Source organism: Pseudomonas sp. GQ91 (genome assembly GCF_059758795.1).
Genome location: NZ_JCAXED010000015.1, coordinates 130,776 through 149,188 on the forward strand (window position 1 = coordinate 130,776; position 18,413 = coordinate 149,188).

Consider the following 18,413-nt stretch of genomic DNA (forward strand, 5'->3'; position numbering starts at 1 on the left):
CCTGTCGCCAAGGTGCAGCAGTGATGCTTATTCCGCCTGGAGTGCTGCGATTGCCTGCCGGTAGTCGGCGGCGTTGATGCGATTTGCTGCGGCGTTTTTGTGTTGGCCTTCGCGCTCCTGGATAACTGCGTTGTTCTCGCAGTTGGAAGCGTGGATTTCGAGTTGAGCTATTGCTGCTGAGTGCTTCATGGATGGATCCTCTGGTGGTTGAATCAGGCAAGCAGCACGGGCTGCTCGGCACGGCGAACCATCCGCACTTGGGCGGTACGGCGCTCCAGTACACGGCGATCACGGCGCATCGCGTCGTCACCGATCATTGCGTGCATGGCGATCAGGCTGGCCAGGACAAAGCACATCGGGGAAATAATTTGCCGACGCATTGCCTCGGCAACCATTGCCGTCTGGCGGCTCACGCCCAGCTTGAACATGGCGCAGGAAAGTCGCTTGGCCACGGTGCAGGCCGCTACGTCGTACTGTCTGGCAATCTCTTTTGCTGTCTTGCCCTGGGCAGCGGACATCAGATACTGAAGTTCTCGCGGCGCAAGGCCGCGGCCGAGATGACCCTTCCATGCGCCGCTGATGATTGTTGCGTCCATCGTTGTGACTCCCGGTTGGTTTCCCGTTAGGCCCTGCTGCCAAGACCTATCGGTGAAACCCCCGGTCACGCTACTGGCGTCAGACCGAGGTTGTTGCGTCATCGGTGTTGGCCAGTTACCCGCCGCTGATTGCAGGGCTGGCCGGTCGTCTTCGGAGTGGGCTTCGAGCTTCCTACTCACAGCGTCAAACAGCATTTTTTCGCCGTGGATCACAGGTCCTTACAACATGCACGCTACAGCTCTGAATGCCCTGGTTGAGTGGGGCAGGGTGCATGAGGTCCGGCGTTCCCAGCCGAGGATATCGGGATCGCTAATTCTTGACTCTGGTCTTGCTGCCGGTGTTACTCGCCACTGCCGGCCGGGCGATTACTTTTGATCGTGCGCCTTGATTACCACCTGGACTGAATCCAGTTCGCACCCGTTGTGTCACCCGTCCACGCCTTGCCAGTGAAAACCCTCATCTTGGATCTGGTAGGTGGCGACCTTGGTGCGCCTCTTGGCTCTGCTCCTGTGGCTGACCCTGTGCTTCTGATCAGCTGACATTCGCTCGGCGTCGAGTCGGCGGGTTCTCCCGCGATATCCAGTTCCAGAGCTGGCATGGAGATCGAATTTATTGTTCGCGCTGTGCCCGTTGCCGGGGATCGATCTGCGAAGGTCCTTAACTGTTAAAGAGCGGTTCGCAGTGGCTATGCGTCGCTGCGATGGGGTAAATATGAACTACAGGTTCATATTTGGTCAAGTACCAAAAGTACATAATTTTATGTGGTTCAGCTTTGGAGGGATGAGGCTGGAGGATGAAATGGCATTTACGCTGAACCTACGGTTCGCTATGCTCGGGTCATAACTGTACGGATATACAGCATGTAGGTGGGAGGTAATTTTATGGCTAATAAGCAGGCGACACAGGTAGCACGAGAAGAAATGAGCGGAATGATGCGTCTAGGGTTGCGCGTCTCATCGATGATTAATCACCCGGTGGCGCAGGCGCAGCGCTGGGTGACGATTCATCGCCTGGATACCGATGGGGATCGGGAGTGGGAGGAGGTATTGAGTGTGATCGCCGAAACTGACGAGCTTGAGTTGACGCTCAATGACGATGGCAGTGTGACGGTGAGGTGGGAACAGCAAGAAGTGGATGCGGCTGGAAGGGGAGAGGTTGAGTTTGAGCCAGAAGAAGAGGCGGCGCCTTTCTGACAAGTATGAAAAAGCCCGCATATTTGCGGGCTTCAATTCAACGTGATTAAGGCTCTAGGAGCCAGATAGTGTAAATACGTACCTCAGAGCGACTCCGAGCAATGCTGAAGCGATGGCTCCAATTACAATCGCTCCGCCCAGATATTTACCCATCGTAACCTTAATGCCATTGACATCCTCACCCACTTTTTTCGTGTCTGCTTTGATGGAGCTTACGTCTTTTTCGATCCGGTCAAAACGCGATTCTGACACTTTTTCTAGCGCTTTATCGCGTTCCGATTGTGCTGCTAGAAAACCTGAAAATTTTTCGGCCAACGCTGCATCTCTAGCGAGCTGTTCATTTCGAAACGATTCTTGTCTCAGATCGAATTCACGTTTCAGCTGCTCATCACGCAACGCAAGCTCTTTGCGATACTCTTCTGAACGCCTTTCGCCGTCCCTTTCCATGCGCTCAATACGCTTATCCATCCGGTCTTCAATGCTGGATAGGGTTGACCTTAGCTCGTCCCGCGTTATGTCATTCATTTGCCGAGTATCACTCGTCCGAGGTCTATTGTCATCAACATGGTCTGCCGTCAGGGGCCTCGACTTTGGATTTATCCCCGAAAAATTGGTGCAGGTTTCGAAATGATATTTTATATCATTCGCTGTTACAAATTTGTTCGTCGTCTTACTCATCGCTGGATTCCCCAGCTGAATCGTTATCGTCGTCGATCAAATCTGAGTCAGGCCTTGGATTTTTTTCCACCCATTCATGAACGGTTGAAGCCAGATGCGTGCGCATATAACCGCAGTTGGTACAAAAATATCCAAAGGTGGAGAGATAAAACATTTCAGGCCTGTTTCGCACAGGCATGCCGAGGCGGAGCGTTGGTCCGTCGTCGTCCGGACAAAGGATAGTCCAATCTTCCCCATGACAAACCGAGCAATGTTCATCCAAGTCCGCGCCTTTTGCTATAAGGAATCTTGCAAAGTCCGCAGAATCTACCGCAAACATCGTTAGGCGTTTAGGCTTTGACTCGGGCTTTCCACTCATTTATAGGCTCCCTCCATAATCCGTTTTTCAACCTACCTGCTTCGTCATCACTTGGTGAAATCGAGACCTATACCGGTTGTCCGTTCCAGACGTAAAGCACTCGGGCCAGGATGTGCGTGTCATCCACTCGTATGTCTTCCGGATCATGGTGCTTGTTGTCCGAGATCATCTTGAAGCGGTCTTTACCTTTCTTCTGTAGGCGCTTCACGTACAGCATGTCGTCGTGGGAGAAGAGGTAGATGCCGTCGCCTGTGAACTCTCGGATCGTGATGTCCACGAGCAGCGGGTCACGATCCTTGATCGTCGGCGCCATAGACTGGCCCCACCCGGTGATCATCTTCAGGTGGAAGTGTTCTTTGAACGTGAGGCCGAGGTCGCGCAGATGCTTCGGGCTGACCCGTATGTCCTGAAGCATTTCCGGGTATTCGTGCGGGATCTGCCCGCCGCCCATCGCGGCGCGCACGTCGTAGTGTGCGATCCACACCTCATCACCGACCTGGCCGGGGCGAGAGAAGTCGACGGTGATCACGTTGCTCGCGGGTTCATTTGCTGCGGACGCAATGCGTTGGCGCACCTCTTTTGATAAACCCTTTCCGTGTTTTTCAAGCATGTCGCGCACCAGATCGGCGGCGGATGGCGCATCTGCGCCAGCTGAGTCTTTGGCTATACGTAAGCTGGAATGGCCCGGCTCATCGCCAGCCCCATGCTGCAACCACTCAATTCTCACATCGAGCGCCTCAGCGATAGCTTTCATTTTGGCAGGGCCTGGCATCGCCTCGCCGTTCAGCCATTTACTCGCCGCTTTTGGAGTGACTTTAGCGATTTCCGACAGCCGTGCGCCTACTCCCCACTGATCGATGCCTTTTGCGGCAACAGATTTTTTGAGGCGGGAGGCGAAAGCGGCACGTAACTCTTCTATTTGAACCATAGGTTCAATATCGCATGCCCTTGCATGTACTTTCAGTTCCGACATAACATGTACCGCAAGTTCATATTTTACTTGGAGGCCACATGAGCCCGCTCAAGAAATCAATTGATGATGCCGGCGGCGTTCCGGTGGTTGCCCTTGCGTGCGGGAAGTCTCCGCGCGCTGTTTATAAGTGGCTGACTGCGGACTGCCTGCCGCGTACCGAGTACACCGGGGAGACGCGATACGCAGAAAGGATCTCTGCGCTGGCGGCCGCCAAAGGCAAGCCGTTCGATGCGTCCTGGCTGTTGGCGGAAGCAAATCCGAACAAGACCGAAGTCGATGGGAACATTTTCTGCTGAAGCGGGGGAAGGCAGCTAGAGATTCTGGAGTAGCTGTTAATTCATACAGTACATAGGAAGGGAATAGAGATGATTGACGCGATAGCCCGTTTCTTCAAACCGAAAGGACCCAGGGTTTCTTTCCTGGACCCTTCGGTCGAAAGAGTGCTGCCAGTCGTTAAGGATTGGGGGCTGATTTTGCGAGCGCGGGATAACAGCTCATGTGAGAAGCCCATTCTTGCACAGGTTTCCACTCTTCCTGATTCAGCTTCATCTCTGTCAGTTCCTCATGAAGCAACAGAAGAAGGTCGGGAAGCCCCAACTCCTGAACATGCTGCGGTGACCAATGATGCTTGTTGAGCAAGTACAGACGTCCTGCTTCAAGGGGGCTGAACTCCATCCATGGACTTTCGTAGCGAACGATCAACCGCTCGCAAAAGCATTGAAGTTTGTATGTGCCAAATGCCAGGCGTACCACCCGAGAGTCGTAGCTTTCCCATGTTCTTGGAAGGCCACGCACAACCTCATCCTGGTCGTCTATCGCCTTTCCAAACATCAATTGATAGTTGATTTCCTTCTTTTTCATTTGTCCGGCCTCCGAGGCCTTTTCGTGTGGAATCAAAAAGCTACCACGGCTGCGCCGGACACCCATAACGCCTGAATCGCAGGCATAAAAAAACCGCCTGGCAGGGCGGTCCTTTCAACAACTTGTAAAACACAGTGGGGCCATTATGAACATGAACACAGTTCCAGGCAATACCCGCCATGTCGTGACACCTTTTGCTGATTCTCCAAAGGTGTCATGTCACACCATGTCTTCCCGCGAGATCGCCGAACTCACCGGCAGCACGCATGACAACGTCCTTAAAACAGTGCGTAGCCTGGTCGCCAAGGGTGTCGTTTCCTCAAACGACACCCCCTACGTCCACCCGCAGAACGGCCAGGTCTATCGTGAGTTTCTGCTTTCCCATCGTGACACCCTGGTGGTGGTCTCGGGCTACAGCGTCGAGTTGCGCGCCAGGATCATTGACCGCTGGCAGGAGCTGGAGGCGAGGGCTGAACAGTTCCTAATTCCCGCGACCTATGCCGATGCCTTGCAAGCCGCAGCCGATCAGGCAAAGGAAAACCAATCTCTCCGGCTGGTGATCCTCGATCAGGCGCCGAAGGTTGCCGCGATCAAGCGTCTTGCCTCCGCCGGGGGTGCCATTTGCATAAGTGATGCAGCCAAACAGCTCCAGGTTCCGCCCGGGAAGCTCTTCCAGTTGATGAGCGCACGCCGCTGGATATTCCAACGAGGCGGTTCCAAGCGCTGGACTGCATACCAGCCCCAGATCACCCGAGGCTATTTGGTGCACAAGGTCACAGCGCTTACTCCAGATGAGGAAACCGGCGCTGACCGTGCCGCTTTTCAACCCCTCGTAACCCCAAAAGGCCTTGCTCGATTGGCCGAGCTTCTTCAGGAGGTCAAGTAATGGCTGGCGATTGGATCAAATTCGAACTCACCACCCTGGACAAGCCCGAGGTCTGCCAGATTGCCGATCTGGCCGATATCGATCTGGATGCTGTCATCGGAAAACTGATGCGCGTGTGGGGTTGGTTCGATCAGCAAACCGAAAAAGGTAACGCTCCGAGCGTTAGTAAAAAGTTACTCGACCGTCTCGTCGGCGTTACTGATTTCTGCGAGCACATGAAATCAGTTGGCTGGATGATCGAGGTCAACGGTGTGATCAGCCTCCCGCACTTTGATCGACACAATGGCAAGACCGCTAAAAACAGGTCTCTAGGGGCAAAGCGTGCCGCTAACCACAAGGCGAGTAACGGTAAAAGTAACGCTGCCAGCGTTACTAATGCGTTAGCTAGAGAAGAGAAGAGAAGAGAAGATAAAAACCCTCTCTCTGCGCCTGAGCCGGTCGACCCTCGCATGCCCAGCGAGATGACCCTCGACTGGATACCCGACCAAAAGCTGCTGACGACTTACGCGTTTCACCGCGGCCTGGCTCTGGACCTCTTCACCGAGGAAGTTCGCGTAGCCTTCACTGGTCACTACGAACCCCAGCACCAGGTCAACACGCAGGCCGAGTGGGTGAGTATGCTGGTCAAGTGGGTGAACAACGACAAGGCCCGCAGCGCCGCCTCCAACGTCACGCCGATCCGCCAGAAGGCCGCCCCCGCATCGGATTTCGATGATGACGACATCGACTGGCAGAACGGGGTGCAATCGTAATGAAACAAGTCTCCACAGTGACACAGGGCCTCTGGGCCGATCCCAGGGCGGGGGAGTTCATCCCTGCAGACGAAATTCAAGCGCCTCAGGATGAAGGCCGCAAACAGATGGCCGTGGCCATCAACGACCTTTTCACCGAGCTTCGATTAATCCGGTCGGCTTGGCGTCAAGCCTGGCCCGACAAAGAGACCTACCGAGCTGCCAAGGTTCAGTGGATGCAGGCCTTCCTCGACGAGGGTATTCGCACCCAGGGACAAATTGAGTTCGGCATGGTCCGGGCTCGCAAGCAGGTTTCCGACTTCATCCCAAGCCCGGGCCAGTTCATCGAGTGGTGCAAGCCTACTCCGGAAATGCTTGGTCTGCCGCCTCTGGAAGACGCTCATCGGGAGGCGGTGCGCAATGCGCATCCAGGTATGGCGGGGCAGGGCAGATGGTCCCATGACGCAGTGTGGCACACAGCCAAAGAGTGCGGTTTCGAAAGCCTGAACAAACTTGATGCCGCGCTCAGTCTCAAGCTGTTTGACCGGAACTACACCATCACTATTCGGCGCTTGCTTGATGGGTTGCCGCTTCAGGCAATGCCCAAGGCGCTGCCCTCCAAGGCTGATGGTCGAATCACTCCCGAGATTGGGCGAGGCGCGATTGCTGAACTGCGCGCCCAGCTTGCAGGGGGAGCCCGATGAGCAAGCTTACCAACTTCGCACGTGACCGAGATTGCCAAGTGCGCTTCCCCGGATGCTCCTGCGAGCCTTCCGCCACCGTCCTGGCACATTACCGACTGGCCGGTACCTGCGGCATGGGAATGAAACCTAATGATTTCCAAGCAGCCTGGGCGTGCGGGTACTGCCACGACATCGCCGATGGGAGGCTTCGCGCGCCGGCGCAGCTCACGCGAGAAGAGATCCGGCTGTATCTCGCCGAGGGTGTCATGCGCACTCAAGATATTTTGATTCGTGAGGGGAGGGTGAAGCTTTGATGCTATTTCCCACGAAACCGATCAGTCAGGGGTCGAAACGCGCCAAGGCAATTGATCGGGAAGGTCTGGAGCAGTCTGCCCTGTTAAGGGAGGTGAGTCTGCGCTATCCGGCCGCCGCGAAGCTGATCTACCACGTTCCGAACGGTGGGCACCGCCATAAGCTGGTGGCGATCAAGCTGAAAGAGCAGGGTGTGAAGCCTGGTGTTCCCGACTTGGTGCTGCCGATGGCCCGCGGCGGGTACTTCGGCCTGTACATCGAATTCAAGGCCAAGCCGCCTTTTGACGCTGCCGTATCCCCGGCCCAAGACGCATACCTGCAGGCGCTGACCGATCAGGGCTACCTGGCCATTGTCTGCCGTGGGCACTTCGACGCCATTGAGGCGATCAGGGCCTACCTGCTTCAACCACAAACGAGGGCTGCAGCATGATCGAGCCAATCAAGATGAGCCCATGCCCGTTCTGTGAAGGGCCCCCATGCATCATTGCGCGCAACTGGATTACTCAGGAAGAGGTGTTCGAGGAGCGCAAGCAGAACGAAGACTTCGACGAGGCATACGAGGCGCACGTTTGGTGCCATGACTGCGGCGCTCAGGGGCCGAACATCAACACATGCTCGCTCGGCACGTTCGAGGATATCTACGACCTCGAGGTGGCTGACGTCATGCGGATCGCAATCGAGCGCTGGAACAGCCGACATAAAAAGGCGCGTGCCTGCTATGACAGCGGCGATGAGCGTGGTTTGACCATTTGGCCGAGGGCATCGAAGTGAGCAGCGCCGCCGTAAAAATCACCGACGCCGAAATCAAGCGCCAGGCCGCCGGCTCTGTGCGAGATCTACGCGACACCGACAACCGCGGCCTTTACCTGCGCTTTACCAAGGCCCGCGACCGTGCTTCCTGGTACCTGGTCCAAAAGCGCGAGTGGAACCTGATCGGCAGCTACCCCGACCTGAACACCAAGCAGGTGGTCGCGGCACTCCCGGCCATTCGCCTGCGCCTGGAAGCGGGCGAGGGTTCCAGTCTGTCGAAGTGGGCCACCGTCGGTGAGCTGCTGTCCTGGTACGCCGAGCGCATGGCTCGCGATCGCAATCTGTCGAGCAAGCGCAAGAAAACCGGCGCCTCGGCTATCAAGTGCCACCTGATCCCGCGACTGGGCGACATGCCATTGAGTGGAGTCGACAGGGCCACACTGGACAGCCAGTTGATGTGGCCACTGCAGGAGACTTTGTCCATCGATTACGTGCGCCTGGTGTTCCAGCTGTTGGCCCTGGCCTTCCGTCAGGCGTTCAAGCTTGGCCTGATCGCCTCCAACCCCATGGCCGGCATCAAATTCAGCGACTTCTCCAAGGCCAAGGTCGGGATCAAGCCGTCTCGACTGCGAGGGGTCCAGCTTCCTGACTTGCTCGAGCAGCTGGCCGACGTATTCGTCTCGGCTCCGCGTGACGCCATGCTGGCCCTGTTGATGCTGTGCCATGGCACTCGCATCGGTGAGAGCCGGTTGACCCAGTGGCCGCACATCAGCCTGGCTGAGCGCGAGTGGTTTATCCCTGGCGACCACACAAAGACCGGCGTCGAGCATCACCTGCCGCTGACCGAGCAGATGTGCGAAATCCTGAAGCGTTACCGTGACTGGCAGTACGTCAATGGTTACGACGGCCAGTATGTGTTCCCGGCTCGCAACGGCAAGCCACTGAGCGAAGGCCAAGCCAGTGCCGTGTTCACGCGCCTGGGCAAGGGTGAGTGGACAAGCCACGACCTGCGCAAGGTGGCCAGGACTGGCTGGGCTGATATCGGTATCGACCACCTGATCGGTGAGCTGCTGATCAACCACGCCATGGGCCACAACGTGAAGGTGTACATCCAGTCTGACGTGATGGGCCGCAAGCGTGATGCTCTGGAGAAGTGGCACGCGCATCTAGATCAGCGGGGTTTTGACCTGATCCACGGGTTGACGGGCGTTAGATTCGGAGATTCCGGTAACCCGCTGGAAGCCACGGAACACAAGGGCCGCAAGGTCGTTCAAGAATCAACCATAGGCGAGGTTTAAAAATGTCGAATCAAGTACGTTTTACCCCGCTTCCCGAGTTGGTCCGGCTGGCCAAAGTCGCGAAAGCGGGCGGTTGCGAGATCGAGGACATCATTGGCGACAGGTGTTCGATGTATTCGGCTCAAGGCGCGCTGATCGAATTCTATGAGTCTGCAACACCCAATGCGTTCCTGGCCCTGGTGGCGATGAGTCGCGGGCATATGGAAGAGGCTCACCGCAGCCGAGGCGCACTTGGGGGCATGGTTGAGCGGTGCGCCCGGCTTGAGGCCGAACTCTCGGGGCTTCGTGCTCAGTTGCAGGAGGCCAAATGAAGAAGTCACGCGGATCGCTCCAGAGGCGCGACCTTAAGTTCATCGTCGAATGCAACGCCTGTCTCGGGAAGGGCGAACGACTCGGGCTTTTCCACTACCTCGAGTGCGATCACTGCCTGGGCTCTGGCTGGGTCTGCGGTCACACGCTCCAGACGCTACCGTTAAGCGATGTGGTGCCCGTGCTGAATGCGCGCTTGAAAGACGCGCTCACTGAGATCGCCAGGGCTCGCCACGTTATCGGCGGTGCTCACGAACAATACGAACAGAACAACCGCCGCGGCGCCGGCGGCACCAACTACACAGGGGATTGAGCTATGGCCTTCACACCGAGCTTTAAAGAACGTACCGCCGAGGATCTGCTGGAACATTGGGGCCGCTGGGTCGTCCTGGGCTCTGGTGTGTCGTGCTGCGCGTCTCGCGAGAACACTATCCTGTCGCCGATGATCACCGATGACGACGCCCTCTTGATCGATGGACTTATGGGGCGTCTGCTCAAGCGTTACCCTGAATGTGGCCAGGTGCTGATGAAGTACTACACGTCTCGGAATGCATCGCTGATGGAGGTCGGCAAGGAGGTTGGTAAAAAAATGGGCAAGAAGATGGGGTTCGGGGAAGAGAAGACGCGAGGGCTCTGGAAGGCCGGTATTGCCTGGATTGATGGGGCTTTGGATATTCGCCGCCAAGCTGCTTGACAGGACCGGGGATGATATATAGATTTCAGTTACTTTGCGGTTTTTCCGCGAGCAAAGCCCGACCCTGGAGTTGGGCTTTTTGCTATACTGGATTTGCACATTGGCGCCAGTACTGGATCGATTGATATCAAGGAAGTTGATGAACGGTAAAACGATCCGGTGGATTACCAATCTATTGTTGTGTATTGGCACCGGTTTTATGGTTACGGGCTTCACGACACTGATTATCGGCGAAGCTATTGATGTTGATACGATCAGATCCGGCGCCGCAATGGTGGTTGTTAGCCTTTTTGTAATCATCGTATCGTACGTAGTGGCAATGCTTGAGGAGGAAGTATGACTCTGACCATCATGGCTCTATGGGTTGTAGGTATCGCGCTCCTCATAGGGTTTGCTATTAAGCGCGGACGTACCACTACCAAGAAGTCGCAGCGGTTTTCTCCTGTTGACACTGCCGCCGCTTCAGCGATCCTTGCTACGTCTGTTCAGGCCTCAGGGCTGAAGAGTAATGCAGCTGCGGCGCGTACGCACAAAGGCGTTTGGATTAACATCGACGCGATGCGCGAGCGATCTGCTTCTGGGAAGATTGTGACTCGGTCGGCTGCAACGGGTCAGTTGTCTCCGGCTAAGCCTGGTAAACCTTCAGGTCCTGTTAAGGGAAAAGAGGTTATTTAACACGCTAGATTAAATTTCTTATCAAGCCCCGCCACCGTGCGGGGCTTTTTCGTTTCTGGAGTATCGGATGGATCCTACTGATCTCGGCCCGGGCACAGCTACCTGGCTGGGCGGTAGCGCCACCGTCGTGCTTGGCGGTCTGCTCTGGCTCCGCAAGTTCCTCTCGAAGGATGCAACAGATCGGGCCATGGACAACGCCGATATCGGCACTCTGCGCCGGCTCAACGAGCTACTGAATCAGGAGCGCGCCGCTCGCAAAGAAGCTGAGGCCCGCGCCGATCAGTTCGCAAAAGAACGAAACGACCTTGCCGCCGCGGTAGGGCGAATGGAAGGCAAGATTGAAGCACTCACCAGCCAGGTAGGCCAGCTTACCGAGCGCGTCACGCTGCAGAGCGAAGAGATCCATCGCCTGCGCACCAAGCTTGGAGGTATCGCCTGATGGAAAGATGTGCACTGGAATTCATCGCCCGTCGGTGGTGGAGGCGGGCCGAGGTCTGGGCTATTGCGGTCGTGCTGGTCGGCGGTGGTGCGGTCCTCGGCTACCAGGCTGCCTACTGGTCTCTTGCTGAGAAACAGAGCAATCAGGTGCAGGACATTCGCAAAGCTTACGACACGGCAATGACTGAGCGTGACCGACTGTTGGACGAGCTAACTCGCAAGACTGGCACCGCTGCCGACAAGGCAACGAAGGCGGCAACCACCGCGGCCAAGGCTGCAGACAAGGCGGATGAAGCTCTCAACCGAGCGATTCAATAATGGCTATGGCTCAGATCAATTTAACGCTGAAGACCAGGCTCAGTTGGTGGGTTATGCCACTAATCAGCTGTGCGGTGGTGTGGTACTGGTTCACTGGTAGGAACGAGATCGATTCTGGCTTCATTGATTGGCTGGTGCGCTACGGGTTCACGATTGAGGTGGAGTGATGGGCAGGCTGTCTACCATTAAGCCGCGCATGTGCGCGGCAGAAAGCAGGCCCTTCGCTTTGCCTGTTGCACCTGAAGCGGCTGCCGGCTGGGGATCTGGTCGCGGTGGTCGCCCGTGGCGGCGTATCCGTGCGGCGATTCTTCTGCGTGACAACTACACATGCCAGGCCTGCGGCCTTATCACGCAGGAACTTGAGGTTGATCACATCGTCAACCGGGCAAAGGGTGGTTCAGATGATGACGCGAACCTCCAGGCCCTCTGCATCCCCTGCCACAAGTTGAAGACTGCTTCTGAGTCGGCAGAGGGCTCAGGTCGCACGGGTTGACTGCTTGAGTCTCACCAATGAGAATCAATGTCGTTTGACCTGTTGTGGCACGCCAGTACCCCATGGGGCGGGTCAAAACCGTAGAGCCTTTCACACAGGACACCGCCCCCAACCTCATGTAGAGATTTTTTCCCCCTCACAGGTTTTTTGTTAATGGCGTTAACAACCAAACAGCGCGCATTTGTCGAGGCTGTTAGGAGAGGTGCGTCCAATCGTGACGCGGCAATAGCCGCAGGATACGCAGCTTCCAGCGCTTCGGTCGCAGGATCGAGACTGGCAAAGCATCCAATGGTAATGGCTGCATTGGCAGACGCCCCCGTTAACAAGAATGTTAATGGTGGGGCACCCGCTCAGGTGCCCAGGCAGGCACCCCTTGATCTGGATGAGAGCGCCGAAGCGTTCTCATTTGATGCCGCCAGGGTGCTGTCATTTTCCGACCCGAAAGATTTCTTGTTGGCCACCATGAACGACTTCAGCACTGAGCCGAAGTTGAGAGTTGATGCCGCTAAAGCCTTGATGCCTTTCGTACATCAGCGCAAAGGCGAGGGCGGCAAGAAGGAAGAAAAGGACCAGGCCGCGAAATCGGCGAGCAAGGGTAAGTTTGGTGCTGCCGCACCACCTCAACTGAGATCGGTGAAATAAATGAGCGAGCCCGTCTGGAGTACCAGTTGCCCAGATTGGGAAACGAAGATTGTAAATCGCCAGTCGCTCGTGCCTTTTGCGCCACTGTTTCCTGACGAAGCCCGGGCGTGCATGCAGGTCATGGGCGACCTTCGCATTGTGGATGCTCCAGGTAGCCCGCTGATCAGTGAGTCATGTGCCCCATGGATTGATGATTTAGGAAGCGCCATTTTCGGTGCATACAACGCGGATACCGGGGAGCGTCTAATAAAGGAGTTCTTCCTGCTCATCAGCAAGAAGAACGCTAAAAGCACGATTGCCGCTGCAATCATGCTGACCGTATTGATCCGTAATTGGCGGCAGTCCGCAGAGTTCATCATTTTGGCACCCACCATTGAGGTGGCAAATAATGCGTATGCCCCAGCCCGGGATATGGTCAAGCACGACGAGGAGTTGAGCGCGCTGCTGCATGTTCAGGACCATGTTAGAACGATCACGCACCGCGAATCGGGAGCGACCTTGAAGGTAGTCGCTGCTGACCAGAACACAGTTGGCGGAAAGAAGGCCGCTGTTGTTCTGGTCGACGAATTGCACCTGTTCGGCAAGAACCCGCACGCAGCGAACATGCTTCGAGAAGCGACTGGTGGATTGGCTTCTCGGCCAGAAGGGTTCGTGATTTATCTCACGACTCAGTCGGACCAGCCGCCGGCGGGTGTGTTTCGTGAAAAGCTGATGTATGCCCGGGGAGTTCGCGACGGCACTATTGTTGATCCGAACTTTCTTCCGATCATTTACGAGTTTCCGAAACGGATGCTCGATGCCGAAACCCATCGGTTACCGGAAAACTTTTACGTTACCAACCCAAACATGGGGTATTCGGTCAGCGAAAAATTTCTGATTCGGGAGATGGGCAAAGCGGAGGAAGCAGGAGAGGCTGAGGTGCTTGGGTTTATGTCTAAGCACTTGAACGTCGAGATTGGTCTTGCGCTGCGTTCAGACCGCTGGGCAGGCGCTGACTTTTGGGCGGCCGCTGCTATTCCTGTTTTGACCCTGGACAAACTTATCGAGATGTCCGAGGTAATAGCGGTAGGGATTGATGGCGGCGGCCTTGATGACCTTCTTGGGTTTGCTGCCGTGGGGCGTGACAAGCGAACCCGCGACTGGCTGGTCTGGACCCATGCCTGGGCCCACCCGTCAGTGCTTGAGCGAAGAAAAGCAGAAGCGCCGCGTTTTAAAGACTTCGAGAAGGACGGGAACCTGACGTTATCGGAACGAATAGGCGATGACGTAGCGGACGTGGCTGACCTGGTGGAGCAGGTAGAGGCATCCGGCCTCCTCGACAAGGTGGGCTGTGACCCAGTCGGTATTGGCGCGATTTATGACGCAATGATTGAGCGCGAGATTCCTCCAGAAAAGATCGTTGCGATCAGCCAAGGCTGGAAGCTCGGCGGGGCGATCAAGACCGCAGAACGCAAGCTGGCCGAGGGCGGTATGAAGCACGGGGGCCAGGCAATGATGGCCTGGTGCGTGAGTAACGCAAAGGTTGAGCCCAGGGCCAACTCCATCCTGATCACCAAGCAAGCCAGCGGGTCGGCCAAGATCGACCCCTTGATGGCTCTATTTAACGCCGTGACCCTGATATCTCTGAACCCTGAAGGCCGGGGCAATGACGATTTCATGGCTGCCATTCGGAATCCGATAATCGTATGAATCCATTGCACGTATTTGTTTTCGCCGCACTGTGCGGGTTCGCCCTGGCTGTTGCGGGGGTCTACGTTCTTGCCGGCTTAGGCTGGTCACTGCTGGCAGGATCGGTGTCCTTGCTTCTCATCGCGGGTTTCGTGCGCAAGGGGCTAACAGATGGCTAAGTCTCTTTCTTCAGTCATTGGAAGCGCAGCGCGAAAGCCGAGCGCCTCGGTCACTGACTGGATCGGCAAGACGATCAAATTGACGGATGGCGGCTTCTGGGGGCAGTTCCTTGGGGGGCAGTCCAGTTCTGGCAAGACAGTAACTGTCGATAACGCGATGCACCTATCTGCTGTTTGGGCGTGCGTTCGTATTATCTCTACCTCTGTTGCTGGTCTCCCTCTGGGGGTGTATCAGCGGGATGGTGATGGCGGGAGAAAGGACGCCCGCGACTTCGCCATATATGACGTTATTCATAACAGTCCCAACGAGGATATGACGGCGTTCCAGTTTTGGCAGGCCATGGTTTCGGCAATGCTGCTGCGTGGGAATGCCTTTGCAGAGATTCTGCGAATTGGTGGCCGAGTAGTAGCTCTGGACTTCCTGTTGCCCTCGCGGGTCGATTTGGATCTGGATGGCGAAGGCAGAATTGAGTATTGGTATACACCGCGCAAAGGGCCGCGCCGTAAAATAGAGCGTGCCGATATGCTGCACATTCCAGCATTTAGCCTTGACGGCCGGGTTGGTCTTTCGGCAATTCGATACGGTGCTGATGTGTTCGGCTCTGCAATGTCTGCTGATGATGCTGCCAACGGCACCTTTAAGAACGGTTTGCTTCCTGCAGTAGCTTTCAAGATTGATCGAACATTGAAGCCTGAGCAACGCGAAGAGTTTCGCGACTACGTCAAGCAGGTGTCTGGCGCCCTAAACGCTGGTAGATCGCCCGTACTTGAGCAGGGCATCACGCCAGAAACGATCGGCATCAATCCTGTGGATGCACAGCTCCTGGAGTCGAGGGCCTACAGCACTGAGGAAATCTGTCGCTGGTTTGGGGTTCCGCCCTGGATGGTTGGCAAGACTGATTCGGGTAGCAATTGGGGCACCGGCCTTGAACAGCAGATGATCGCCTTCCTCACGTTCAGCATCAGTTCGGTCACCAACCAAATTCAGCAATGCATCAACAAGCGCCTGCTGACACCAGTCGAGCGCCGCACCTATTACTCAGAGTATGCGCTGGAGGCATTCCTGAAGGCTGACAGTGCAGGGAGGGCTGAGTGGTACAGCAAGATGACCCAAAACGGCGTAATGACCCGAGACGAATGCAGGGTCAAAGAGAACCTGCCTCGCCACGGCGGAAACGCCGCCGTACTCACGGTGCAGACCAACTTGGCGCCGATTGATCAACTCGGCAATAAAACCGATGGCCAGGCCGCGCAGGCCGCCTTAAAAAGCTGGCTCGGCCAGAGCGAGGAGTAAACATGCCGAAAGACATCAAGGCGAACAGCATGCGTTGTGAGATTACGCCGCGGGCGCTTGAACTGTGGAACCCAGGCATTCAAGCGGCTCTTGAGGCTGACGCCGATACCATCACCATTTACGGCATTATTGGTGAAGACTGGCGGGGGGAGGGCAACACAGTTAAGCGTGTCGATGCGGCGCTTCGCGCCATTGGCGACAACCCGGTCACCGTCTACATCAACTCGCCAGGTGGCGATATGTTTGAGGGTGTCGCGATCTACAACCGCCTGATGGAGCATTCTCAGGAGGTCACCACCAAGGTGCTGGGGCTTGCAGCTTCTGCCGCTTCGGTGGTCGCCATGGCTGGTGCCAAGCGGGAAATCGCCAAGAGTGCTTTCTTGATGATCCACAACTGCTGGACTTACTTCGCCGGTAACCGCCACGCGATCCGCGAGCTTGCCGACACAATGGAGGAGTTCGATCAAGCGATGATCGGTGTGTATGCCGATACGAGCGGTCAGGATGAGAAGGACATCGAGAAAATGCTCGATGCCGAGACCTACCTGAATGGCTCCACTGCTCTGGAAAAGGGCTTTGCCACTGGGTTGATTTCACCCGCAGAAGTCAAAGAAACAACGGATGAGTCCCAGGCTCAAGCGCAGGCTGCTCGCAAGCTGGATGCGGCTTTGGCCAAGTCAGGCATGCCTCGTAGCGAGCGGCGAAAACTAATTTCCGAAATCAAGACCGGCATGCCTAGCGCTGCTGGCGGCGATACGCTTCGCGCTGTCGTGCCGGGTACGCCTCGCGCTGCCCTTGATGTATCCGCGTTTGAAGAAACCGCAACCCAGGCGTCTGCACTTCGAAATCTCATTCCCATTCGCTAGACGACTGAATACGCAACCCGATTAGTAACCGCCCAAGTGGCGGTTTTTTCATTTCTGAAGGAAACAAACCATGCCAGTAGATCTGTCCCAAATCGAAGCTTCTCAGAAGCAAACCCAGACCGATCTGAAAGCCGTAGGCGATCAGATCAAGACTTACGCGGAGCGCACCGAGAAGGAAATCAAAGCCTCCGGCGAGATGCAGGCCGAAACCCGTGCCAAGGTTGATGAGCTGCTGACCAAGCAAGGTGAGTTGCAGGCTCGTATGCAGGATGCCGAGCAGAAACTGGTCAATGCAGGCAAGCCGCACGAGCCAGAGACTCAGCAGTCCGCGGGCCAGATGGTTGCTGCCAAAATGCAGGAGGAGGGCGTAAGCAGTTCCTTCCGTGGCTCTCGACGTGTCGAGGTGCCGCGCGCAGCAATTACTTCGGCACCAGCGTCCGGCGGGGCTCTTGTTCCTGCTGAACGGGTTGGTGTGATTTTGGCTCCCCAGCGTCGACTCACCATTCGTGACCTGGTTGCGCCGGGCACTACTGGTGCAAACGCCGTTGAATACGTTCGCGAGACGGGCTTCACCAACAATGCTGCCATCGTTGGCGAAGGCTTGGCCAAGCCTTACAGCGAACTGACCTTTGGTCTCGAAAATGCGAACGTGCGCACTATTGCTCACCTGTTCAAAGGCAGTCGGCAGATTCTTGATGACGCCGCCGCCTTGCAAAGCTACATCGATGCGCGCGCTCGTTACGGTCTGTTGCTGGCTGAAGAAGCTCAACTGCTTTACGGCAACGGTACTGGCAATAACCTGCATGGAATCATCCCTCAGGCCCAGGCATATGTAACGCCGGCAGGCATCACCGTCGATGCTGAGCAGCGTATTGACCGCATTCGCCTGGCTTTACTGCAAGCCACCCTGGCTGAGTTCCCATCTACGGGCATTGTGCTCAACCCAATTGACTGGGCGGCAATTGAGCTGCTCAAAGATGGCGAAAACCGCTACATCATCGGCAAACCTCAGGAAGGCACCTCGCCACGCCTGTGGAATCTGCCAGTGGTTGAGACTCAGGCAATTGTCCAGGGGCAGTTTCTCACCGGCGCTTTCAGCTTGGCTGCTCAGATCTTTGATCGCATGGGTATCGAGGTTTTGGTCTCGACCGAAAACGACAAGGATTTCGAGAACAACATGGTCACCATCCGTGCCGAAGAACGCCTGGCCTTCGCGGTCTATCGTCCTGAGGCTTTCGTGACCGGCCCTCTGGTTGCCGCTCCTTAACTTACTGCCGGTTCAGGTCTTTCAGGGAAGGCCTGAACCGATTGGAGAATTGTTATGAGTCGAGCAAAAAAAAACGAGGTAACTGCCGCTTTGCCTCCAGCAACTCAGCAACAAGCTGAGCCGGGAAATAAACTGGCTGCTGACCAAGAAGTTGTTGCCAGCCAGGTGGCGGCCGCCCAGCCTTTTGCTGCTGACGCTGCTGACGCTGCTGACGCTGCTGACGCTGCTGACGCTGCTGACGCTGCTGACG

29 protein-coding genes are annotated in these 18,413 nt (G+C 56.3%); 22 read left to right on the forward strand and 7 right to left on the reverse strand.

Annotation, left to right across the window (positions count from 1 at the left end; all coding sequences use genetic code 11):
• Positions 1–27 precede the first annotated feature (27 nt).
• The gene (locus tag AC6CIA_RS21665; RefSeq protein ID WP_498314973.1) at positions 28–189 is read right to left on the reverse strand and encodes a hypothetical protein; all 162 of its coding nucleotides are present in this window, start codon (positions 187–189) and stop codon (positions 28–30) included.
• A gap of 23 nt (positions 190–212) precedes the next feature.
• Positions 213–596: a LuxR C-terminal-related transcriptional regulator gene (locus AC6CIA_RS21670; protein WP_498314975.1), complete on the reverse strand. Its 384-nt coding sequence runs from the start codon at positions 594–596 to the stop codon at positions 213–215.
• Between the two features lie 882 nt (positions 597–1,478).
• Here AC6CIA_RS21670 and AC6CIA_RS21675 point away from each other — a divergent pair.
• Positions 1,479–1,790: a DUF1654 domain-containing protein gene (locus tag AC6CIA_RS21675; RefSeq protein WP_498314977.1), complete on the forward strand. Its 312-nt coding sequence runs from the start codon at positions 1,479–1,481 to the stop codon at positions 1,788–1,790.
• A gap of 54 nt (positions 1,791–1,844) precedes the next feature.
• On the opposite strand, the gene AC6CIA_RS21680 is transcribed toward AC6CIA_RS21675, so the two are convergent.
• From AC6CIA_RS21680 to AC6CIA_RS21690, 3 genes are all read right to left on the reverse strand, one after another.
• Positions 1,845–2,258 carry a hypothetical protein gene (locus AC6CIA_RS21680; RefSeq protein ID WP_498314979.1) on the reverse strand — a complete coding sequence of 138 codons (414 nt, stop codon included), beginning with the start codon at positions 2,256–2,258 and terminating at the stop codon, positions 1,845–1,847.
• Between the two features lie 202 nt (positions 2,259–2,460).
• Positions 2,461–2,826, reverse strand: a complete 366-nt coding sequence (locus AC6CIA_RS21685; protein WP_498314981.1) for a hypothetical protein — start codon at positions 2,824–2,826, stop codon at positions 2,461–2,463.
• A gap of 67 nt (positions 2,827–2,893) precedes the next feature.
• Positions 2,894–3,799, reverse strand: coding sequence for an XRE family transcriptional regulator (locus tag AC6CIA_RS21690; RefSeq protein WP_498314983.1), 906 nt, complete (start codon positions 3,797–3,799; stop codon positions 2,894–2,896).
• A gap of 38 nt (positions 3,800–3,837) precedes the next feature.
• Here AC6CIA_RS21690 and AC6CIA_RS21695 point away from each other — a divergent pair, with 38 nt between their 5' ends.
• Positions 3,838–4,095, forward strand: a complete 258-nt coding sequence (locus AC6CIA_RS21695; protein ID WP_498314985.1) for a helix-turn-helix domain-containing protein — start codon at positions 3,838–3,840, stop codon at positions 4,093–4,095.
• Positions 4,096–4,252: 157 nt separating this feature from the next.
• Here the strand turns inward: AC6CIA_RS21695 and AC6CIA_RS21700 are convergent, their stop codons facing one another.
• Complete coding sequence (locus tag AC6CIA_RS21700) at positions 4,253–4,660, reverse strand: hypothetical protein (RefSeq protein WP_498314987.1); 408 nt, start codon at positions 4,658–4,660, stop codon at positions 4,253–4,255.
• A gap of 145 nt (positions 4,661–4,805) precedes the next feature.
• Between AC6CIA_RS21700 and AC6CIA_RS21705 the strand changes: the two genes are divergently transcribed.
• From AC6CIA_RS21705 to AC6CIA_RS21800, 20 genes are all read left to right on the forward strand, one after another.
• Complete coding sequence (locus tag AC6CIA_RS21705; protein ID WP_498314989.1) at positions 4,806–5,546, forward strand: phage antirepressor KilAC domain-containing protein; 741 nt, start codon at positions 4,806–4,808, stop codon at positions 5,544–5,546.
• Positions 5,546–6,298 (forward strand): DnaT-like ssDNA-binding domain-containing protein, encoded by a 753-nt coding sequence (locus AC6CIA_RS21710; protein ID WP_498314991.1) that lies wholly within the window; start codon positions 5,546–5,548, stop codon positions 6,296–6,298. The genes AC6CIA_RS21705 and AC6CIA_RS21710 overlap by 1 nt, the downstream gene beginning before the upstream one ends.
• Positions 6,298–6,981 carry a replication protein P gene (locus AC6CIA_RS21715; protein WP_498314993.1) on the forward strand — a complete coding sequence of 228 codons (684 nt, stop codon included), beginning with the start codon at positions 6,298–6,300 and terminating at the stop codon, positions 6,979–6,981. Before AC6CIA_RS21710 ends, AC6CIA_RS21715 begins: the two co-directional genes overlap by 1 nt.
• Positions 6,978–7,274, forward strand: a complete 297-nt coding sequence (locus tag AC6CIA_RS21720; protein ID WP_498314995.1) for a DUF1364 domain-containing protein — start codon at positions 6,978–6,980, stop codon at positions 7,272–7,274. Before AC6CIA_RS21715 ends, AC6CIA_RS21720 begins: the two co-directional genes overlap by 4 nt.
• Complete coding sequence (locus AC6CIA_RS21725; protein ID WP_498314997.1) at positions 7,274–7,702, forward strand: VRR-NUC domain-containing protein; 429 nt, start codon at positions 7,274–7,276, stop codon at positions 7,700–7,702. Before AC6CIA_RS21720 ends, AC6CIA_RS21725 begins: the two co-directional genes overlap by 1 nt.
• Positions 7,699–8,043: a Lar family restriction alleviation protein gene (locus AC6CIA_RS21730; RefSeq protein ID WP_498314999.1), complete on the forward strand. Its 345-nt coding sequence runs from the start codon at positions 7,699–7,701 to the stop codon at positions 8,041–8,043. Before AC6CIA_RS21725 ends, AC6CIA_RS21730 begins: the two co-directional genes overlap by 4 nt.
• Positions 8,040–9,320, forward strand: coding sequence for a tyrosine-type recombinase/integrase (locus tag AC6CIA_RS21735; RefSeq protein WP_498315001.1), 1,281 nt, complete (start codon positions 8,040–8,042; stop codon positions 9,318–9,320). The genes AC6CIA_RS21730 and AC6CIA_RS21735 overlap by 4 nt, the downstream gene beginning before the upstream one ends.
• A 2-nt stretch (positions 9,321–9,322) precedes the next feature.
• Positions 9,323–9,631 carry a hypothetical protein gene (locus AC6CIA_RS21740; protein WP_498315003.1) on the forward strand — a complete coding sequence of 103 codons (309 nt, stop codon included), beginning with the start codon at positions 9,323–9,325 and terminating at the stop codon, positions 9,629–9,631.
• The gene (locus AC6CIA_RS21745) at positions 9,628–9,942 is read left to right on the forward strand and encodes a hypothetical protein (protein WP_498315005.1); all 315 of its coding nucleotides are present in this window, start codon (positions 9,628–9,630) and stop codon (positions 9,940–9,942) included. Before AC6CIA_RS21740 ends, AC6CIA_RS21745 begins: the two co-directional genes overlap by 4 nt.
• A 3-nt stretch (positions 9,943–9,945) precedes the next feature.
• Positions 9,946–10,323, forward strand: a complete 378-nt coding sequence (locus tag AC6CIA_RS21750; protein ID WP_498315007.1) for an antiterminator Q family protein — start codon at positions 9,946–9,948, stop codon at positions 10,321–10,323.
• A gap of 139 nt (positions 10,324–10,462) precedes the next feature.
• Positions 10,463–10,663 (forward strand): hypothetical protein, encoded by a 201-nt coding sequence (locus AC6CIA_RS21755; protein ID WP_498315009.1) that lies wholly within the window; start codon positions 10,463–10,465, stop codon positions 10,661–10,663.
• On the forward strand, positions 10,660–10,998 hold the full coding sequence (locus AC6CIA_RS21760; RefSeq protein ID WP_498315010.1) for a hypothetical protein: 339 nt from the start codon (positions 10,660–10,662) through the stop codon (positions 10,996–10,998). The genes AC6CIA_RS21755 and AC6CIA_RS21760 overlap by 4 nt, the downstream gene beginning before the upstream one ends.
• A 67-nt stretch (positions 10,999–11,065) precedes the next feature.
• Positions 11,066–11,437: a chemotaxis protein gene (locus AC6CIA_RS21765; RefSeq protein ID WP_167418559.1), complete on the forward strand. Its 372-nt coding sequence runs from the start codon at positions 11,066–11,068 to the stop codon at positions 11,435–11,437.
• Positions 11,437–11,754 carry a hypothetical protein gene (locus AC6CIA_RS21770; protein WP_498315012.1) on the forward strand — a complete coding sequence of 106 codons (318 nt, stop codon included), beginning with the start codon at positions 11,437–11,439 and terminating at the stop codon, positions 11,752–11,754. The genes AC6CIA_RS21765 and AC6CIA_RS21770 overlap by 1 nt, the downstream gene beginning before the upstream one ends.
• A 196-nt stretch (positions 11,755–11,950) precedes the next feature.
• Positions 11,951–12,247, forward strand: coding sequence for an HNH endonuclease (locus tag AC6CIA_RS21775; RefSeq protein WP_498315030.1), 297 nt, complete (start codon positions 11,951–11,953; stop codon positions 12,245–12,247).
• Between the two features lie 153 nt (positions 12,248–12,400).
• Positions 12,401–12,889, forward strand: coding sequence for a terminase small subunit (locus tag AC6CIA_RS21780; protein WP_498315014.1), 489 nt, complete (start codon positions 12,401–12,403; stop codon positions 12,887–12,889).
• Positions 12,890–14,578: a terminase large subunit gene (locus AC6CIA_RS21785; RefSeq protein ID WP_498315016.1), complete on the forward strand. Its 1,689-nt coding sequence runs from the start codon at positions 12,890–12,892 to the stop codon at positions 14,576–14,578.
• A 150-nt stretch (positions 14,579–14,728) separates the two neighbouring features.
• Positions 14,729–16,030 (forward strand): phage portal protein, encoded by a 1,302-nt coding sequence (locus tag AC6CIA_RS21790; protein WP_498315018.1) that lies wholly within the window; start codon positions 14,729–14,731, stop codon positions 16,028–16,030.
• Positions 16,031–16,032: 2 nt separating this feature from the next.
• On the forward strand, positions 16,033–16,896 hold the full coding sequence (locus AC6CIA_RS21795) for a head maturation protease, ClpP-related (protein ID WP_498315020.1): 864 nt from the start codon (positions 16,033–16,035) through the stop codon (positions 16,894–16,896).
• Between the two features lie 70 nt (positions 16,897–16,966).
• Complete coding sequence (locus AC6CIA_RS21800; RefSeq protein WP_498315022.1) at positions 16,967–18,163, forward strand: phage major capsid protein; 1,197 nt, start codon at positions 16,967–16,969, stop codon at positions 18,161–18,163.
• A gap of 52 nt (positions 18,164–18,215) precedes the next feature.
• Here the strand turns inward: AC6CIA_RS21800 and AC6CIA_RS21805 are convergent.
• Positions 18,216–18,413 (reverse strand): hypothetical protein (locus AC6CIA_RS21805; protein ID WP_498315023.1); only part of this gene is annotated, 198 nt, incomplete at its 5' end.

Coding starts and splice junctions, on each gene's coding strand:
- AC6CIA_RS21665 (WP_498314973.1), bottom strand. CDS start 189: ATGAAGCACTCAGCAGCAATAGCTCAACTCGAAATCCACGCTTCCAAC.
- AC6CIA_RS21670 (WP_498314975.1), bottom strand. CDS start 596: ATGGACGCAACAATCATCAGCGGCGCATGGAAGGGTCATCTCGGCCGC.
- AC6CIA_RS21675 (WP_498314977.1), top strand. CDS start 1,479: ATGGCTAATAAGCAGGCGACACAGGTAGCACGAGAAGAAATGAGCGGA.
- AC6CIA_RS21680 (WP_498314979.1), bottom strand. CDS start 2,258: ATGGATAAGCGTATTGAGCGCATGGAAAGGGACGGCGAAAGGCGTTCA.
- AC6CIA_RS21685 (WP_498314981.1), bottom strand. CDS start 2,826: ATGAGTGGAAAGCCCGAGTCAAAGCCTAAACGCCTAACGATGTTTGCG.
- AC6CIA_RS21690 (WP_498314983.1), bottom strand. CDS start 3,799: ATGTCGGAACTGAAAGTACATGCAAGGGCATGCGATATTGAACCTATG.
- AC6CIA_RS21695 (WP_498314985.1), top strand. CDS start 3,838: ATGAGCCCGCTCAAGAAATCAATTGATGATGCCGGCGGCGTTCCGGTG.
- AC6CIA_RS21700 (WP_498314987.1), bottom strand. CDS start 4,660: ATGAAAAAGAAGGAAATCAACTATCAATTGATGTTTGGAAAGGCGATA.
- AC6CIA_RS21705 (WP_498314989.1), top strand. CDS start 4,806: ATGAACATGAACACAGTTCCAGGCAATACCCGCCATGTCGTGACACCT.
- AC6CIA_RS21710 (WP_498314991.1), top strand. CDS start 5,546: ATGGCTGGCGATTGGATCAAATTCGAACTCACCACCCTGGACAAGCCC.
- AC6CIA_RS21715 (WP_498314993.1), top strand. CDS start 6,298: ATGAAACAAGTCTCCACAGTGACACAGGGCCTCTGGGCCGATCCCAGG.
- AC6CIA_RS21720 (WP_498314995.1), top strand. CDS start 6,978: ATGAGCAAGCTTACCAACTTCGCACGTGACCGAGATTGCCAAGTGCGC.
- AC6CIA_RS21725 (WP_498314997.1), top strand. CDS start 7,274: ATGCTATTTCCCACGAAACCGATCAGTCAGGGGTCGAAACGCGCCAAG.
- AC6CIA_RS21730 (WP_498314999.1), top strand. CDS start 7,699: ATGATCGAGCCAATCAAGATGAGCCCATGCCCGTTCTGTGAAGGGCCC.
- AC6CIA_RS21740 (WP_498315003.1), top strand. CDS start 9,323: ATGTCGAATCAAGTACGTTTTACCCCGCTTCCCGAGTTGGTCCGGCTG.
- AC6CIA_RS21745 (WP_498315005.1), top strand. CDS start 9,628: ATGAAGAAGTCACGCGGATCGCTCCAGAGGCGCGACCTTAAGTTCATC.
- AC6CIA_RS21750 (WP_498315007.1), top strand. CDS start 9,946: ATGGCCTTCACACCGAGCTTTAAAGAACGTACCGCCGAGGATCTGCTG.
- AC6CIA_RS21755 (WP_498315009.1), top strand. CDS start 10,463: ATGAACGGTAAAACGATCCGGTGGATTACCAATCTATTGTTGTGTATT.
- AC6CIA_RS21760 (WP_498315010.1), top strand. CDS start 10,660: ATGACTCTGACCATCATGGCTCTATGGGTTGTAGGTATCGCGCTCCTC.
- AC6CIA_RS21765 (WP_167418559.1), top strand. CDS start 11,066: ATGGATCCTACTGATCTCGGCCCGGGCACAGCTACCTGGCTGGGCGGT.
- AC6CIA_RS21770 (WP_498315012.1), top strand. CDS start 11,437: ATGGAAAGATGTGCACTGGAATTCATCGCCCGTCGGTGGTGGAGGCGG.
- AC6CIA_RS21775 (WP_498315030.1), top strand. CDS start 11,951: ATGTGCGCGGCAGAAAGCAGGCCCTTCGCTTTGCCTGTTGCACCTGAA.
- AC6CIA_RS21780 (WP_498315014.1), top strand. CDS start 12,401: ATGGCGTTAACAACCAAACAGCGCGCATTTGTCGAGGCTGTTAGGAGA.
- AC6CIA_RS21785 (WP_498315016.1), top strand. CDS start 12,890: ATGAGCGAGCCCGTCTGGAGTACCAGTTGCCCAGATTGGGAAACGAAG.
- AC6CIA_RS21790 (WP_498315018.1), top strand. CDS start 14,729: ATGGCTAAGTCTCTTTCTTCAGTCATTGGAAGCGCAGCGCGAAAGCCG.
- AC6CIA_RS21795 (WP_498315020.1), top strand. CDS start 16,033: ATGCCGAAAGACATCAAGGCGAACAGCATGCGTTGTGAGATTACGCCG.
- AC6CIA_RS21800 (WP_498315022.1), top strand. CDS start 16,967: ATGCCAGTAGATCTGTCCCAAATCGAAGCTTCTCAGAAGCAAACCCAG.